At 65.7% G+C, this 15,794-nt stretch carries 14 protein-coding genes; 8 read left to right on the top strand and 6 right to left on the bottom strand.

From position 1 onward, the window contains the following. Nucleotide 1: 1 nt before the first annotated feature. On the bottom strand, nucleotides 2-598 hold the full coding sequence (locus tag FHS94_RS10165; RefSeq protein ID WP_184057433.1) for a L,D-transpeptidase family protein: 597 nt from the start codon (nucleotides 596-598) through the stop codon (nucleotides 2-4). Nucleotides 599-807: 209 nt separating this feature from the next. On the opposite strand from FHS94_RS10165, the gene FHS94_RS10160 reads away from it, so the two are divergent. The 3 genes from FHS94_RS10160 to alr all read left to right on the top strand — a co-directional run bounded on the left by FHS94_RS10160 (nucleotide 808) and on the right by alr (nucleotide 4,535). Continuing rightward, nucleotides 808-1,485: a murein L,D-transpeptidase catalytic domain family protein gene (locus tag FHS94_RS10160; protein WP_184057431.1), complete on the top strand. Its 678-nt coding sequence runs from the start codon at nucleotides 808-810 to the stop codon at nucleotides 1,483-1,485. A 406-nt stretch (nucleotides 1,486-1,891) separates the two neighbouring features. After that, nucleotides 1,892-3,478, top strand: coding sequence for an MFS transporter (locus FHS94_RS10155; protein WP_184057429.1), 1,587 nt, complete (start codon nucleotides 1,892-1,894; stop codon nucleotides 3,476-3,478). Between the two features lie 10 nt (nucleotides 3,479-3,488). After that, entirely contained in the window at nucleotides 3,489-4,535 is a 1,047-nt protein-coding gene (gene alr, locus FHS94_RS10150) for an alanine racemase (RefSeq protein WP_184057427.1), read from the top strand. 6 nt (nucleotides 4,536-4,541) lie between these two features. Here the strand turns inward: alr and FHS94_RS10145 are convergent, their stop codons facing one another. Beyond that, entirely contained in the window at nucleotides 4,542-5,540 is a 999-nt protein-coding gene (locus FHS94_RS10145) for an alpha/beta fold hydrolase (protein WP_184057956.1), read from the bottom strand. An 86-nt stretch (nucleotides 5,541-5,626) separates the two neighbouring features. Between FHS94_RS10145 and phaR the strand changes: the two genes are divergently transcribed. Together phaR and FHS94_RS10135 are read left to right on the top strand one after the other, a co-directional pair. Then, the gene (phaR, locus tag FHS94_RS10140; protein WP_184057425.1) at nucleotides 5,627-6,205 is read left to right on the top strand and encodes a polyhydroxyalkanoate synthesis repressor PhaR; all 579 of its coding nucleotides are present in this window, start codon (nucleotides 5,627-5,629) and stop codon (nucleotides 6,203-6,205) included. Between the two features lie 10 nt (nucleotides 6,206-6,215). Next, the gene (locus FHS94_RS10135; RefSeq protein ID WP_184057423.1) at nucleotides 6,216-6,398 is read left to right on the top strand and encodes a hypothetical protein; all 183 of its coding nucleotides are present in this window, start codon (nucleotides 6,216-6,218) and stop codon (nucleotides 6,396-6,398) included. A 28-nt stretch (nucleotides 6,399-6,426) separates the two neighbouring features. On the opposite strand, the gene FHS94_RS10130 is transcribed toward FHS94_RS10135, so the two are convergent. The 4 genes from FHS94_RS10130 to FHS94_RS10115 form a co-directional block, all read right to left on the bottom strand. After that, nucleotides 6,427-7,872 carry a hypothetical protein gene (locus tag FHS94_RS10130; RefSeq protein ID WP_184057421.1) on the bottom strand — a complete coding sequence of 482 codons (1,446 nt, stop codon included), beginning with the start codon at nucleotides 7,870-7,872 and terminating at the stop codon, nucleotides 6,427-6,429. A gap of 4 nt (nucleotides 7,873-7,876) precedes the next feature. Next, complete coding sequence (locus tag FHS94_RS10125; protein WP_343055237.1) at nucleotides 7,877-9,079, bottom strand: pepsin/retropepsin-like aspartic protease family protein; 1,203 nt, start codon at nucleotides 9,077-9,079, stop codon at nucleotides 7,877-7,879. Nucleotides 9,080-9,198: 119 nt separating this feature from the next. Next, nucleotides 9,199-10,737, bottom strand: coding sequence for a TadA family conjugal transfer-associated ATPase (locus FHS94_RS10120; RefSeq protein ID WP_184057419.1), 1,539 nt, complete (start codon nucleotides 10,735-10,737; stop codon nucleotides 9,199-9,201). A gap of 57 nt (nucleotides 10,738-10,794) precedes the next feature. Then, a complete protein-coding gene (locus FHS94_RS10115; protein ID WP_184057417.1) occupies nucleotides 10,795-11,838 on the bottom strand; it encodes a bifunctional transcriptional activator/DNA repair enzyme AdaA in 1,044 nt (347 codons plus the stop codon). A 95-nt stretch (nucleotides 11,839-11,933) separates the two neighbouring features. On the opposite strand from FHS94_RS10115, the gene FHS94_RS10110 reads away from it, so the two are divergent. From FHS94_RS10110 to atpA, 3 genes are all read left to right on the top strand, one after another. Beyond that, entirely contained in the window at nucleotides 11,934-13,526 is a 1,593-nt protein-coding gene (locus FHS94_RS10110; RefSeq protein ID WP_246348533.1) for a hypothetical protein, read from the top strand. A 128-nt stretch (nucleotides 13,527-13,654) separates the two neighbouring features. Continuing rightward, on the top strand, nucleotides 13,655-14,209 hold the full coding sequence (locus FHS94_RS10105; protein WP_343055236.1) for a F0F1 ATP synthase subunit delta: 555 nt from the start codon (nucleotides 13,655-13,657) through the stop codon (nucleotides 14,207-14,209). 5 nt (nucleotides 14,210-14,214) lie between these two features. After that, on the top strand, nucleotides 14,215-15,744 hold the full coding sequence (gene atpA / locus FHS94_RS10100) for a F0F1 ATP synthase subunit alpha (RefSeq protein ID WP_184057415.1): 1,530 nt from the start codon (nucleotides 14,215-14,217) through the stop codon (nucleotides 15,742-15,744). Nucleotides 15,745-15,794: the final 50 nt, after the last annotated feature.

The raw sequence follows: 15,794 nt of genomic DNA, 5'->3' as shown, positions 1-15,794 counted from the left end.
ATCAGCGGTTCAGTGACGCCATCTGCGTGTTGCTGGCCTTTGCCGCCTCCGCCTGTGCCATCACGTCGGGTGGCACCAGGCTGTCATCCGGCGCCGTGTCGGCCACCGGCAGGTCCGTGACCTCTACCGTGGTTCCGACCGCGGTAATGTCGAACAACCTTTGGGCAAAGGCAGTCGGCACGCGAATGCAGCCGTGCGACGCGGGAAATCCCGGGTTCTTGCCCGCGTGAATGGCGATGCCATCCCAGGTCAGCCTCTGCATGTAGGGCATGGGTGCCGCGTTATAGAGGTTGGATTTGTGGTCCTTGTTCTTCTGCAGAATGGGGTAGACGCCGACGGGCGTGTCCTTGCCCTCCTTGCCGGTCGAAACCGAAGAAACTGCGATCAGCGTAGAATCCCGATAGACATAGGCCCGCTGATCGGCGATGCTCACGACGATCCTGACGTTTCCCGTGTTGGCGTCGTCGCGCCAGACATAGGCATTGGGGGTCAGCGTTGCCGCCGCTTCGGCGGACAGCGCACCCTCGCTGGCAGCCTGAGCAGGCCCAGTAGTCCAGACACCGAGCAGCAGCGCGCCGGTGATGACGAATCCCCTCATTGCTTGGCTCCCTGATTACGCAGGACTCGGTGGGTATAACGTCATCATCCTGAAAAGGTGCCGACGCGAGTTGCGACCAACCGTTGCGATGCTGCGGCGAAAAGGAGCAACTCGTGCGCAACCTGCGGTGAACGCTAGGGAAATTTAGTGCGGAAACCGCTATATTGTCCTCATCAAGGCCGACTGGTCCAGTGAGGAAATTAGTGCACATGACGCTCGAAACCGCCCGTAATCGCCGTACTGTGATCAGGAACGGAGTGGTTCTGGCGGGAGCGTTGGCAGTACCGGGTGCGGCATCGGCGGCCAGTTTGCAGCTCGAAGGGATGCGGATGCCTGCGCTGCCGCCAGTGCCGGCTCGTCCTATCACCAGCCCGCGCGTGGTGCGGCCGGAACTGCTGCGGCGTGCGATGGCAGCGCTCGACACGCATGCTGGGCGCCTTTCCCGCCGCGACCGTATCGCCATTGCGGATTTCGCCGCTCCCTCCGCACAGCCGCGTTTTCACCTGATCGACATCGAGGGTGGCCGCAGCACGTCGATGCTGGTTGCGCATGGCAGCGGCTCGGATCCGGCGCATAGCGGCTGGCTGCAGCGCTTTTCCAATCAGCCCAACTCGAACGCATCGTGCGAGGGCGCTTTCATGACCGACGACTATTATGTCGGGAAGCATGGCCGCTCGCAGCGCCTGATCGGGCTGGACCAGACCAACAACAATGCGCTTGCCCGCGCGATCGTGGTTCACGCGGCCTGGTACTCCAACCCTGACATGCTTCAGACCCACGGCATGCTGGGCCGTAGCCAGGGTTGTTTTGCGGTCGGCGAAGCTGACCTGCCACGGTTGTTCGACCGCCTCGGGCCGGGTCGGATGATCTACGCCGCGAAGGTTTGAGGGCGTCCGTGTCCATTCGGCGTTGGAGGTCGGCTCGGACGCTGTGAGCGCGCCGTAGTGGCACTTCATCACGCGCTTTTAACGACCCCTGTCTGACGCGCGGCGTTCAGTCGGAAGCGACGGCTAAGCGCGTTTTGCCAGCGGGATCAGCGGACCATTCGCATCCTGTCGGCACAAGCACCGGCTCTGCGCAGCCGCCGTGACCAAGGGACAGCGTCGTCGAAATTGTGCGGTCTGCGAGTTTGCCCCGACGGCGGAGGCGCGCGCGAAGCCTGTCCGCCCCACGACTGACATGATTGGTCGAGCTGGTTTCCCTCCACCTCTGTCGTTCCGGCGCGCGCCAACGTTGCCCCGAACGCTTGCCCTGCGGTGCGCGGGCGCTACCGTGGCCGGGTAGGGGAGGAACATGGCCACCAGCACGACCCACGCCGCCCAACCGTCGGCCGCCGATATCCGTCTCGTCATCACGGCCTCGGCACTCGGCACGGTGTTCGAGTGGTACGACTTCTTCATTTACGGCACGCTGGCCGCGTCGGGGATAATCGGACGCACCTTTTTCCCCGCCGGAAACGAGGTGGTGCAAACGTTGCTCGCCTGGGCCGGCTTTGCGGTCGGGTTCGGCTTTCGACCATTGGGCGCGGTGCTGTTCGGGTATCTGGGCGATCGGCTGGGGCGTAAGTACACGTTCCTGGTCACCATCGCCCTGATGGGGATAGCCACGGCGGGCGTAGGCCTGATCCCGTCGGCCGCCGCCATCGGCTTTGCCGCGCCCGCGCTCGTGCTGCTGCTGCGGGTCTGCCAGGGGTTGGCGCTGGGTGGGGAATATGGTGGCGCGGCCGTGTACGTCGCGGAGCATTCGCCCCCGAACAAGGCGGGATTTTACACGAGTTTCATCCAGGCGGGCGTGGTTGGCGGTTTCATCCTGAGCTTGGCTGTGGTGCTGGGCACAAAGGGGCTGCTCTCGGCCGAGACCTGGGGTGATTGGGGCTGGCGCCTGCCGTTCCTGTTCTCGCTCGTGCTGCTGGCAGTATCGCTGTGGATGCGGCTGAAACTCTCCGAAAGCCCCGTTTTTCTGGCAATGCGGGCGGAGGGAGAGAGGGCGCGCAATCCGTTCACCCGCTCCTTCACCTACCCCGGCAATATCGGTCGCATGCTGGTGGCGCTGTTCGGGATCGCCGCCGGGCTGACGGTGATCTGGTACACGGCAATGTTCACGGTGCTGTCGTTTATCCAGAGCACCATGCGGGTCGAGGAGACGACCGCGCAGCTGATCACCGGATCGGGTGCGCTGATGGGTATGGTCTGGTTCGTGCTGTTCGGGCGCCTGTCCGACCGGGTCGGGCGCAAGAAGCCGATCGTGATCGGTTATGCGCTGACGTTGGTGCTGCTGTTCCCAATCTTCTGGGTGATCGCCGATGCTGCAAATCCGGCACTGTCGCGCGCTGCGGAGCGAGCGCCGGTGCTGGTTGCCGGCCCGCATTGCGCGTACAGCCCGTTTGCCCAAAAGCAGGCAGACAAGTGCGGGCAACTACTCGACTACTTCAGCAAGAAGGGCGTCGCGTATACAAAGGCGACGACGCCAGCGACCGTGGTCCTGATCGGTGGGGATCCGCAGGAAGACCTGTCGCCCGCCGGGCTGGACGCTGCGCTGACCCGAGCGGGCTATCAGTTGGCGCCGGTGAAGCCGTCGGCCGGCAACATCGCGAAGATGCTGTTCGCGATCCTGGCGCTCGCCGCCTTGTCCGGCGCGACATATGGTCCGGTGGCGGCATTGCTGTCGGAGATGTTCCCGCCAGAGATCCGCTATTCGTCGCTGTCGATCCCTTATCATATCGGCACCGGCTATTTCGGCGGCTTCCTCCCCTTCATCAGCCAGTACATCGTGGCGCGCACCGGAAACCCCTTTGCTGGCCTTTGGTATACGGAGGCGGTGGTCGCGATGGCGCTGGTCGTGACCCTGTTCGGCTTGCGGGAGCCCGCACGGGGAGCCTAGACGCGGCGCCGTGACCGACAATACCGACAGCCCTCTTCGCCTTCGCCTTGATGGGGAGGCGCTTGCCGCAAACTGGACCTCGCTCGCCAGGATGAGTGGCGCCGCGGCCTGTGGCGCGGCGGTGAAGGCGAACGGCTATGGCCTGGGCGCGGTCGAGGTGGCTCACCGACTGGCGGACGCGGGCTGCCGTGATTTCTTCGTGGCGACCTGGGCGGAGGCGCGGGAGATAGCGCCGCTGGGGCTCAGCGTGTCCGTGCTGCACGGAGTGCGCGAGGCTGAGCTGGCGGCGGCGCTCGCCGGACCGGCAAGGCCGGTGCTCAGCACCGCCCACCAGATCGCGCGCTGGCGCGAGGCGGGCGGCGGACCCTGTGACGTCATGGTCGATACCGGCATGAACAGGCTGGGAGTGGCGCCAGGTGACATTGCGGCGGGGCTGCTGGACGGGCTGTCCGTCAGCACCCTCCACAGCCACCTTGCCTGCGCGGACGAGCCAAGCAGCGCCATGAACGAGCAACAGCGCGCGCGCTTTGCGGCACTGGCTGGTCAGACGGGCGCGACGCGGATGAGCCTGGCGAACTCGGCCGGGATTGCGCTTGGGTCGGGTTACGCGTTCGATCTCACCCGACCGGGGCTGGCGGTGTATGGGGGCGTGCCAGTACCCGGCCTGAGGGACCGGCTGCGCCAGGTCGTGCGGCCGGAGGCCGAGATCCTGCAACGTCGGCGGGTGCTGGCGGGCGACACGGTCGGCTATAACGCAACCTGGACCGCGCCCGCCGACACCGAAGTTGCTGTCATCAACCTGGGCTATGCGGATGGTTACCGCCGCGCTTTTTCGAATGTCGGGGGCGCAAGGGCCGGGGCTTCTACCCTGCCGGTTATTGGCCGCGTGTCGATGGATCTGGTCGCACTCGACGTGACTGACGCGCCGATGCTGGGCGAAGGTGACTGGGTCGAGATCGACTACGACCTGCCTGCTCAGGCGCACGCGTCCGGCGTGTCGCAATATGAGCTGCTGACGGGTCTGGGGCGGCGTTTCGACCGGTACTGGGGACAGTAGCTCCGTTTAGCTACACGCGCTGGTGCAGGCCCGGTGGATCCAAGATGCGAGGGGATCCCAGAGCTGCTGGCGCGCGCGGCTGCCGATCATCATCCCGACATGGCCCGCGCCAATATCGTGACGCTCACGCAGCCCGGCTGCGGTTGCGGCAGGAACGATGCGATCGGTCAGCGACACGAACTCGATGGCAGGGCAGGGGAGCGTGGCGGGACAGACCCGCTGTCCAGCGACTTGCCATGCTCCCGCTCCCGGCTCGTCCCGCTGGACCAAACGCTCGAACAGGTCGCGACCGGCGGCGAGCGTCAGCGGTGCGCCTGCGTTGGCCCAGTCCTCCAGCCGCACGAAGCTTTGTGCTGCCTCGCTCGTCGGGTCCATGCGGCCGAACGCCTCGAACTTGCTGATCGTCCGACCTGGGTCGAGCCGCCAAAACCCGGACTGCAACACCTCCATCGGCAACAGGCCCAGCATCTCACAGGCCGGTTTAGCAGTGGCCCAGTGCTGAGCCATGGCGGTGCGGGCATCCCCGTAGCCGGAGAAATGCCACGGCGCCGCGATCATCGCGCACCCCGCCGCGCCGGCTGCCGCAGCGGCGGCCATGGCCAGCGTGCCGCCGAGGCAATAGCCGACCAGGACGGGTGGTTCGTCCAACTTGGTCAGTAGCGGCAGAAGAAGCTGCTCGACATGCCCGGCAAGATCGAGGTCACGTTCGGCCGGGGTGGGTGCGCCCCAATCGAGAAGCCAGGCATGACAGCCCTGGCCAGCCAGCCAGCGAACAAGTGACCTATCGGACGCCAGGTCGAGCACGCTCGGCGGGTTGATGAGCGATGGGATAAGCACGACCGGTCGCCCGGTCCCTCCCGCATCGCGCAACCTTGCACGGCCACGGCGGAAGCGGGCGGGCAGCGGGGGCATCCCCTTTGGCCGCGGCGCCTGTTGATAGGCGGACAGTCCAACCAGCGCTGCAGCTTGCCGTTCATGTGAATTTGCCGTTTCGCTGCGCAGCATTTCGAGGAACAACGGCAAGGGCCGCGGGCCATGTTGCGGCGCGACAAGGGAAGGTGTAGCCCTTTGGGTCACAGAGGGGGGCGTCCATGAAAAAGCAACAGCCCGGCGAAGGGGTCGTCACGATCAAGAAGTACGCCAACAGGCGGCTCTACAACACCGAGACATCGTCCTACATCACGCTGGAACATCTCGCCGCGATGACGCGCGCGGGCCGCGACTTCAAGGTCGTTGATGCGAAGACCGACGAGGACATCACGCACGGTGTCCTGACCCAGATCATCATGGACGAGGAAAGCCGGGGCCAGACGATGCTGCCGGTAAGCTTCCTGCGCCAGCTGATCTCGATGTACGGTGACTCGATGGGCGCGATGGTGCCCGGTTACCTCGAAGCGTCGATGAACAGCTTTCGTCGCAACCAGGACCAGTTCAAGTCGGCGGTCGAGGGAGCCTTTGCGGGGTCGCCCTTTGCCGACATCGCCAAGCGCAACCTCGAGATGTTCGAAGCGGCTGCGAGCGCCTTTACCCCGGCGGCCGGCGCTCCCGTCTCCCCGGCAACGTCCGGCGCCGCGGCAAGCGGTCCGGAGACGGCGGGGGGCGACGATGTCGCAGCGTTGAAGGCTGAGCTGAGTCGTTTGCAGGAAAAAATCGACAGGTTGGGCAAGTAGGACCAGCGACGTGCCGGGCGCGTTCTGGGGTGCGGGCGGATCGGTGCTCATTGCGCTGGTTGCAGCGGCGGCCGAGCGCCGCCGCCAGCGCCGGCGTGACCCTGATCGGGTTGGGTGGGTAGACTGGCGGGCAGTGCAGCTGTTCGGGCTGGTCGGCGCGCTGATCCTGGTCAGCGTCGCCCTGAACGGCTGAACGGCTGAACGGCTGAACGGTTTACGGCTCAGCGGCGTAGCGGCCGGTCGCGCCGCAAATACACCAGCGTGTTCCAGTTCTGCCGCTTGGTGCGATATACCAGCCGATAGTCGAGCGACAGCGTGCCCTTCAGCGCGGCGAGGCTGTCCCGATTCCAGATCTCCAGCCGTCGATCTGAGGTCACGATCACGGGTGGCCGCTTTGCTAGAACGCGCCGAACCTCGGCGGCTTCATCGATCCCGGTCGCGCCCTTCTCCGTGCTGTAGGCGAGGAGGTTGGGGAAGGCGTAAGCGGTCGGCAGGCAAGCGTCGGCGAGCAGATAGGTGATCGTGTCGCCGATGAAGACGTAAGGACATTCGCTGCCGCTGTTCGCGCGCACGATCCTGGCGACCTCGCGTGCGCCCGCGGCATCGGCGGGACGCTTGATCGCTTCAACCGCGAACAGGACAAGCGCGAGCAGGCCCGTCGCGATCAGCAATCGGCTGGGCCTGCCCAGCGTTGGAGCGGCCAGGATGGCGAGCGGCCCTACAAGCGGCAGGGCGTAATGGTCGAAAAAGGTGCCGATCGCGAGGAAACCGCCGATTGCCGCCAGCAGCCAGCATACTGCCAGTTTGACGGCGGGGGACCTGTACTGCCGACGCCAAGTAGCACCCGCCGCGACAAGCAATGGTGCAAGCTGGGCAACAATGCCGAGCAGGCGCATCGCGAGTTGGTCGGCTGGATAACCGGCGCGCAATGCGATCGACGTGAAGTTCGCGAACCAGAACGTGTCGAGCGCCTGTGGGCCCTTTGCTGCATACCAACCGAAAACGGCCAGCGTTGGCGCCGCCCCCAGCGCTGACCATAGAAGGGCTGCCCCAGCCAGCGCCGGCCAGCCCGCGCCCCGGCGACGGAACCACCACAGGTGAGCGAGGCCCATCACGGCGCCCTCGACCGCGGGCGTGTACTTCATCTGGATCGCCAAGCCGACGAGCAGGCACGCCGCCGCCCCGCTGACGACCATGGCATTTATGCTGCGCCGCGGAAGGGTGAGGGTTAGACATCCCGCGGCCGCGACGGGCAGGTTGTAGAAGACCGGAGCCTGGCCGCCGCGCCCGCCCAGAAGCGACACGCCGATCAGGTACAACGCCGCCGCGGCCAGCGCTCCTCGCTCAGCAGCGCCAATCTCCTTCGAAGCTTGGCGGACGATCAGGGCGGTTACCCAGGCGGTCAGGGACGCGGCCAGCTGGTAGGCGAGGATGCCGTCGCCCGGCAGCAGCCGTATTGCCGCGAACAGCAGGAACAGCCCGACCGGTTTGCGGTCCCAAATGTCGAGATAGGGAACCGCGCCATGCAGCATCCGGTTCCCGACGAGCAGGTAATATTGCTCATCGACATGGATCACCGGATTGCCCCAGTCCCAAGCGCGCAGCAGGACCATGACGCACAGCAAGGCTGCCGCAGCCAGCCACCCCTGAGCCGCAGGACGGGTCATCGCGTCAGTAGAAGCTCGCCAGGGTCAGCACCCGCGATCCGCCGCCACACAGGCCCAGGGTGACGCGCGTTCCGGGCGCCCCGACGGACCAGTTCGCCAATGGGTTGGATGGGTAGTCGGGCGGGATTGGGGCGCCGTTCACCGAACAGATCTCATCCCCCTCGCGCCACTCGCCTGCGGCAGCCGGGCCGTTCTTCATCACGTGGAGCACGCGCAACCTGTCCCGCACCAGGCCCACGAGCAGCCCACTGGTCGACCTGAGTGGCGGCATTCCCGCGTCCGGGCCGGGCTGAAGGATCATGCGGCCGGCGCCTGGATCCAGCAGCACACGGTAGTTCTGCAGGAAGCCCGATCCGATCCGGCCGGCGGTACCGATCGACTGCGAGAACCCGCCTGACGGTTCCACCCGGACTTCTACGGAGCGGGCGGTGACCTGGCCGAGACGCAGGTCGGGAACAATGGCGACGTCACTCACGACCGGGCCAGCGAGTCCAAAGGAGATGCCGGTGGTGCTGCGAAGGGCCGACAGGCCGGCCGCACGCCAGCCCGATTGGGTGACCGTGATGGAGGAGCCGTCGCCGGTGTCGACCACCATCGGTCGCAGCCGTCGGCCACCCAATATCAGCTCGCTCTCGTACACCCGGCGCTCGGCAGAGATCGTGAGGGGCGCGGTCAGCCCGGGAAATGGCATGCGGCCCGATCGCAGCAGGCGGAAGCGGCGCGCCTGATAGTCGATGTCGAGCGCTTGTTCGCCGATCAGGTCGCGCCCGACCAGCAGGTCCACCGCCTTGCTGCTGCCCGTGGCGAGGGCGGGAAGCTCGGCTACGGTGACCCCGCCGCCGCGCCGGGTCAGGCCGCCGACCTGCAACGTCGCGACCGGCATCCATTCGATCGCGACCGCACCGCCGATGGCCGTGGCGCTGCCGCCCGGCTGCAATCGCGCAGGCGTCACCGCGGGCGAGCCGCGACCGAGCACCGAATAGCTGACGCCCGTGTCGAGAATGGCAGTCACGGGTTTGCCATCGAGGGCCATGACAAAGCGGATTTGGTTCCCTGGCGTCAGGTCGAACGAAACCCAGCGCGCTTCGGCATCGTCCGACAGGGTGGCGACGCCGGCGTCGCGGCTGGCGATCGCAACCGGCGGCGACGGCGAGTGAGCTGCCGTCAGAAGAAGCGGGAGGAGCAGCAGGGTAAGCGGGCGTGGCACGTGCGCCAGCTAGGCGGCATTCGCGCCCCGCACAATGTGGGTTAGCCGCTCGTCCCGCCGACATGGTTGCGGAACGCGACTAGCGATCGTGACAGCGCGGGTCTCGGGCGCTTCGTGACCTACAGGCACGCCTCCAGATAAGCCTGGTCGAACCCGAACTGCTTTGCCTTGTCGATCGTGTAGGGGCGCAGGCCCATCGAGCGGTACTCGCCGATGATCTTTCCGTCCGCGCTTTCATCCAGATATTCGAACTTGAAGAGCTCCTGGGTAACGATGACCGGGCCTTCCATGCCGATGACCTCGGTTACGTTGGTGACGCGGCGCGAGCCGTCGCGCAGTCGCTTCACCTGGATGATCATATCGACCGAGTCCGCGATTTGGCGGCTGATCGCTTCCTTGGGCACCTTGATGTCCGACATCATCACCATGTTCTCCATACGCGCCAGCGCCTCGCGCGGGGAGTTGGAGTGAAGCGTACACATGGACCCGTCGTGGCCGGTGTTCATAGCGGACAGCATGTCGAAACATTCGCTGCCGCGGATCTCGCCCAGGATGATGCGGTCGGGGCGCATACGCAGGGCGTTCTTGACCAGGTCGCGGATCGAGATCTCGCCCTGGCCCTCCAGATTGGCGGGGCGGGTTTCGAGGGGAAGCCAGTGCGGCTGCTGCAAGCGAAGCTCCGCCGCGTCCTCAATCGTCAGCACGCGCTCGCCCGGGTCAATCATCTTGGACAGGGCGTTCAGCATCGTGGTCTTGCCCGAGCCGGTACCGCCGGAGATAACGACGTTGAAGCGGCAGGCACCCGCGATCTTCAACGCGGTCGCCATTTTGGGGCTCATCGAGCCATAGCCGGCCATGATGTCGAGCGTGATCGGTTTCGCCGAAAACTTACGAATGGAGATGGCAGTGCCGCGCAGCGACAAGGGCGGCACGATGACGTTGACGCGGCTGCCGTCCTTCAGGCGAGCGTCGGCGAGCGGAGTGGTCTGGTCGACGCGGCGACCGACCGAGTTGCAGATGCGCTGCGCGATCTGGAACAGGTGCTCCTCGTCGCGGAACTGGACCTGTGCCAGTTCCAGCTTGCCCTTGCGCTCGACATAGGTCTGGTCCGGACCGTTGACCATGATGTCGGAGATGTTGGGGTCGGACAGGAGCTCCTCGAGCGGGCCAAGGCCGAGCAGCTCATCGACTAGTACCTTTTCCAGCGCGAACTGCTCGCGCCGATTGAGCGTCAGCTTGAGCTCGGCCAGCACCTCGCCGATGATCGGGCGGAACTCTTCGGCAAGTTCATCCTTGCCCAGCGTCGCGGCCGCTTCGGGATCGACGCGTTCGAGCAGGCGCGGGAGCACCTGTTCCTTGATCTTGTGGATGGAAGACTCGAACCCCTCGACGCGGCTCGATCCGGAGTCCGCCGAGGCGGCCTGACGTTCGGCCAGACGGGCCATCGCATCCATCGCCTGGCCGGGCATGGTGCCGACCGTTTCGAGAACGGGGTCGCCCGGCAGGGGGACAAGCGGATCGAGCGGAGGAAACTGGCTGCCGCCCTCCGGCTCGGGACGGGTGGTTCCGCCGCCTTGCATCGGACGAGCGACGCCGAAGGCCGGCCGGCTAGGTCCGGTTCCACCACTCACGCCGCTGCGCCGACCGAACGCACTCATGCCACACTCGTCCCCATCAACTCGGGATCGGCCTAGGGTGTAACGATTTACATTTGCCTAACCACGCTCGCGATCGAGCAGCGCCTGCTTGCGATCGAGCCCCCAGGCATAACCGCCAAGGGTCCCGTTCCCGCGCTTGGCACGATGACAGGGTACCGCGATGGCGACCGGATTGGCGCCGCACGCGGAGCCGGCAGCGCGTACGGCCGCTGCGTTGCCGGCGCGTGAAGCGAGTTCGGTATAGCTGACCGTTTCACCGGGCGCGAGATCGGCCAACGCCCGCCAAACGCGCTCCTGGAAAGCGGTACCACGGATATCGAGGGGCAGGGGATCGGCAGGTGCGCTGCGTGGCTCATCGACCAGCGCTACCAACTGTCGCGCGAGTTGCGCGAGGGCCTCGTCTGCGGGCGTGAGAGTGGCGGCCGGGAAGCGCGCGGCGAGCGCAGCCTCGTCTTCCTCAAAAGCGACGCGGCACAGGCCTTTTTCGGTTGCCGCGACCAGCAGCGGGCCAAGGCTGGTCGGCGCGATTGTCCATCTGATCACCTGACCTGCTCCTCCATTCTTACGATGTCGCGGGGTCATGCCGAGCCTTGGCGCAGTCTCGGCATAGAAGCGGCTCGGGGTCGAATAGCCGGCTGCGTACACGGCGTCGGTTACGGATCCTGCTTTCCCAAGCGCGTCGTCGCCCCGTTCTGCTCGAAGGGCGCGGGCATAGGCGGCTGGACTGATGCCAGTAAGGCGCGTGAAGACGCGCTGAAAGTGATGCGGCGCATAGCCCACCGCCGTCGCCAGGTTCGCAAGGGTCGGCAACTGTTCACCTTCCGAGATCAGTCTCGCGGCTTCGGCAACGGCGGCGTGGTCGCGCGCGACCTCGTCCGGGCGGCAACGCAGGCACGCGCGAAAGCCTGCGGCCTGCGCTGCCGGACCATCGGCGAAAAACGTGACATTGCCTGGGGCCGGTCGGCGGGCCGGGCAGCTCGGCTTGCAATAGATGCCGGTTGTGCGGACGGCGACGACGAAGCGTCCGTCGGAGGTACGGTCGCGCGCGGCAAAGGCTGCCCATGCCTGCTCGACATCGATGGGGGCGGATGTCTGTGTCATCGGGCCAGTTTATCAGCAGCCGCGCCAACTGCATCCCGGCGCTTGCGTCCAAACCGGCGCCCGATATGGTCGGCAGAAGAACAAAGGGGGATGTAATGGGGATAAAGGGAAGGATCGGGCGCACTGCGCTCGCCCTCGGCGTGGTGACGGCTGGCGTCCCCGCCGAGGCGACCTGGATGAGGGCCACGAGCACGCACTTCGTGGTATATTCGGACAGCAATGCCGAGAAACTGCGCGCCGAGACCGCGGAACTCGAGCGCTTTGACCTGTTAATGTCCGCGTTCTCGCAACGCTTCCTCACCGACGTGACCGACGCGGCGCGCAACCCGGATCGCGCGTTCAACAAGGTGACCGTTTACGTCCTGCCCTCGATCGCCTCCGTCCAGCAATTCGCCAGGATGAAGGACGTGGCCGGATTCTATGTGCCGCGCGTGACAGGGTCGATCGCCTTCACCCCGCGCCAATCGGACAGTGTCGGGGAGAACGCGCTGAGCCCCCGGATCGTGCTGTTCCACGAGTATACCCACCACTTTCTGCTCGGAAATTCGACGCTGGCGCTGCCGGCCTGGTTCTCGGAAGGCTTTGCCGAGTTCGCGTCCACCACCGCGAAGCGCGACGACAAGTACTGGATCGGCGTTCCGGCGCAGCACCGCGCTTATGGCCTGCTCGAAATGGACAAGCAGCTGACGATGGGGCAGCTGTTCGCACCGCCCGCCTCCATGACGTCCGAGCAGACAGAGGCGATCTATGGCCGTGGCTGGTTGCTGACCCATATGGTCATGTTCGACCCTGTTCTTCGTTCCCAACTCGGCAAATACCTGACGCTGCTCAACTCCGGGACAAAGAGCGCGGCGGCGGCACAGCAGAGCTTTGGCGATCTGAAGGCGCTGGACAAGCGTGCTGATGCTTACCTGAAACAGTCCAGGGTTTCCGCCCTGCCGGTCAGCGCATCGATTCTGCCGCAACCGGTGGTGGACGTGCGAGCGCTGACCGAGGGGGAAGCAGCGCTGATACGGATGCGGATGGAATCGACGCGCGGGGTCGATGGCCGAACCGCGAAGCCGCTCTGGGCAAAGGCCAAGGAGGCGGGCGCACGCTACCCTGCCGATCCAGTAGCGCAGGGGTGGCTCGCCGAGATGGCGTATGACGCGGGCGATCTGGAGGCCGCCGAAGCAGCAGCCGATCACGCGGTCGCGGCCGATCCGACATCGAGCCAGGGCCTGCTCTACAAGGCGCGCGTCCACCTCGCCCGGCTGGTCGCCGCCAAGTCACACGATGAGGCGGCCTGGAAAGAGGCGCGCAGCTGGATCATCAAGGCCAATCGGGCCCAGAACAACGACGCGGCAGCGCTCGCCCTGTTCTATCAGTCGTTCCAGATGCAGGACGCCAAGCCCAACAAGGGCGCGGTGGCCGGGTTGTATCGCGCTGTTGAGCTAGTGCCGCAGGACATGGACATACGGTTCCAGGCTGCGCAGCAGCGGCTGCTTGATGATGATGTGCCCGGTGCCAAGGCGCTGCTGCGGCCGCTTGCCTACAACCCCCACGCCGACAGCGACAACCCGGCCGCGCGGATCCTTGCCGCCCTTGATGCAGGGAAGGGCGGACGAGCGGCGCTGGAGGCGGCGAAGGAGAAATCGAGCGAATTGACCAAGGACGGCCCCAAAAGCGGCGGCAAGGATGGTAGCTGAGTCGTTCCGGCCGCGCTTGCATGTTGCGGGACCCCATGCTAGCCGCCCGCCACCCCATCGAGGCGCCGATTTCGCGCGCCTCCCCATGTGCATGGGGCAACCGATTGTTAGGTAAGGACACTCATCGCGTGGAGTCATCCGGCGGTATTCAAGCGAGCTTAGGCGGACGCTATGCCCTGGCCCTGTTCGAGCTGGCGGAAGAAGCCAAGGCTATTGATCAGGTTGAGCAGAGCCTGCTGGCGGTGCGCGATGCACTCAGCCAGTCGGCCGACCTGCGCAAGGTGACGACCAGTCCCGTGGTCGCGCGTGGCGATGCCGTGAAGGCGGTAACCGCAACCGCCGACCAGATGGGGCTCGATCCGACCACGCGCAGCTTCCTGGGCGTGCTGGCGGAGAACCGCCGTTTGAGCCAACTACCCAAGATCATTAGTGCCTATCGCCAGCTTGCGACGCGTCACCGCGGCGAGCAGACGGCAGAGGTAACGAGCGCGCACCCGTTGACCGACGAACAGGTGGTCGAGCTGAGGCAGCAGCTACGTCAGCGTGTCGGGCGTGAGGTCGCGATCGACCTCAACGTCGACCCAGCTATCCTCGGCGGACTTGTGGTCCGCATCGGTTCCCAGATGATCGATTCGTCGATCCGTACCCGTTTGAATGCGCTCGCCAGCGCGATGAAAGGCTGACGAAAATGGATATCCGCGCCGCAGAAATCTCCAAGGTCATCAAGGACCAGATCGCGCATTTCGGCACCGAGGCTCAGGTCAGCGAAACCGGCCAGGTGCTGTCGGTGGGTGACGGCATCGCCCGCATCTATGGCCTCGACAACGTCCAGGCGGGCGAGATGGTCGAGTTCGCCAATGGCGTGCAGGGCATGGCGCTCAACCTTGAAGCCGACAATGTCGGCGTCGTGATCTTCGGATCGGACGCCGAGATCCGCGAGGGCGACATCGTGCGCCGCACCGGCACCATCGTGGACGTGCCGGTTGGCAAGGGCCTGCTCGGCCGGGTCGTCGACGCGCTCGGCAACCCCCTCGACGGCAAGGGCCCGATCGTCGCCGATCACCGCAGCCGCGTCGAGGTAAAGGCACCGGGCATCATCCCGAGGCAGTCGGTGAGCGAGCCGATGCAGTCGGGCCTGAAGGCGATCGACGCGTTGGTGCCGGTAGGCCGTGGCCAGCGCGAGCTGATCATCGGCGACCGTCAGACCGGCAAGTCGGCCGTGGCGATCGACACCTTCATCAACCAGAAGGGCGTCAACGCCGGCACCGACGAGAAGAAGAAGCTGTACTGCGTGTATGTCGCGGTCGGCCAGAAGCGCTCCACCGTCGCGCAGCTCGTCCGTACGCTCGAAGAGAACGGCGCGATGGAGTATTCCATCATTGTTGCCGCAACCGCATCCGACCCTGCGCCGCTGCAGTTCCTCGCGCCGTACACCGGCACCGCGATGGGCGAGTTCTTCCGCGACAACGGGATGCACGCGCTGATCGTGTTCGACGATCTGTCCAAGCAGGCGGTCGCGTATCGCCAGATGTCGCTGCTGCTGCGCCGTCCGCCGGGCCGTGAGGCGTATCCGGGCGACGTATTCTATCTCCACTCGCGCCTGCTCGAGCGCGCCGCAAAGATGTCGGACGAGAATGGCGGTGGCTCGCTGACAGCACTGCCGATCATTGAAACGCAGGCAGGCGACGTGTCGGCCTATATCCCGACGAACGTGATCTCGATCACCGACGGCCAGATCTTCCTCGAAACCGACCTGTTCTTTGCGGGCATCCGCCCGGCAATCAACGTCGGCCTTTCGGTCAGCCGCGTCGGCTCCGCCGCGCAGACCAAGGCGATGAAGAAGGTGTCCGGCTCCATTAAGCTGGAGCTGGCCCAGTATCGTGAAATGGCTGCGTTCGCCCAGTTCGGTTCGGACCTCGACGCGTCGACGCAGCGCCTGCTGAACCGTGGTGCGCGCCTGACCGAGCTGCTGAAGCAGCCGCAGTTCAACCCGCTGCCCTTTGAAGAGCAGACGGCGTCGATCTTCGCGGGCACCAACGGTTACCTCGACAACGTTCCGGTAGCCGACGTGGTCCGGTACGAAAGCGCGATGCTGGCCGACCTGCGTGCGAACCATGCAGACGTGCTGACGGCAATCCGTGACTCGCGCGACCTGGGCGACGAGGCCAAGGGCAAGCTGAAGGCGGCGCTCGACCAGTTCGCGAAGTCGTTCGCGTAAACACTTCCGTCCTCCCGGCGTCGCGCCGGGTTTCCGGGTTGCAAGCGGTC

Origin of the sequence: Sphingomonas aerophila, from assembly GCF_014199305.1 — a bacterium.
Lineage (GTDB): Bacteria > Pseudomonadota > Alphaproteobacteria > Sphingomonadales > Sphingomonadaceae > Sphingomonas > Sphingomonas aerophila.
The sequence above is the reverse complement of the archived record's forward strand: the minus strand, read 5'-3'. Positions and strand labels throughout refer to the sequence as shown.

Coding starts and splice junctions, on each gene's coding strand:
- FHS94_RS10165 (WP_184057433.1), bottom strand. CDS start 598: ATGAGGGGATTCGTCATCACCGGCGCGCTGCTGCTCGGTGTCTGGACT.
- FHS94_RS10160 (WP_184057431.1), top strand. CDS start 808: ATGACGCTCGAAACCGCCCGTAATCGCCGTACTGTGATCAGGAACGGA.
- FHS94_RS10155 (WP_184057429.1), top strand. CDS start 1,892: ATGGCCACCAGCACGACCCACGCCGCCCAACCGTCGGCCGCCGATATC.
- FHS94_RS10145 (WP_184057956.1), bottom strand. CDS start 5,540: ATGCTGCGCAGCGAAACGGCAAATTCACATGAACGGCAAGCTGCAGCG.
- phaR (WP_184057425.1), top strand. CDS start 5,627: ATGAAAAAGCAACAGCCCGGCGAAGGGGTCGTCACGATCAAGAAGTAC.
- FHS94_RS10130 (WP_184057421.1), bottom strand. CDS start 7,872: ATGACCCGTCCTGCGGCTCAGGGGTGGCTGGCTGCGGCAGCCTTGCTG.
- FHS94_RS10120 (WP_184057419.1), bottom strand. CDS start 10,737: ATGAGTGCGTTCGGTCGGCGCAGCGGCGTGAGTGGTGGAACCGGACCT.
- FHS94_RS10115 (WP_184057417.1), bottom strand. CDS start 11,838: ATGACACAGACATCCGCCCCCATCGATGTCGAGCAGGCATGGGCAGCC.
- FHS94_RS10110 (WP_246348533.1), top strand. CDS start 11,934: ATGGGGATAAAGGGAAGGATCGGGCGCACTGCGCTCGCCCTCGGCGTG.
- atpA (WP_184057415.1), top strand. CDS start 14,215: ATGGATATCCGCGCCGCAGAAATCTCCAAGGTCATCAAGGACCAGATC.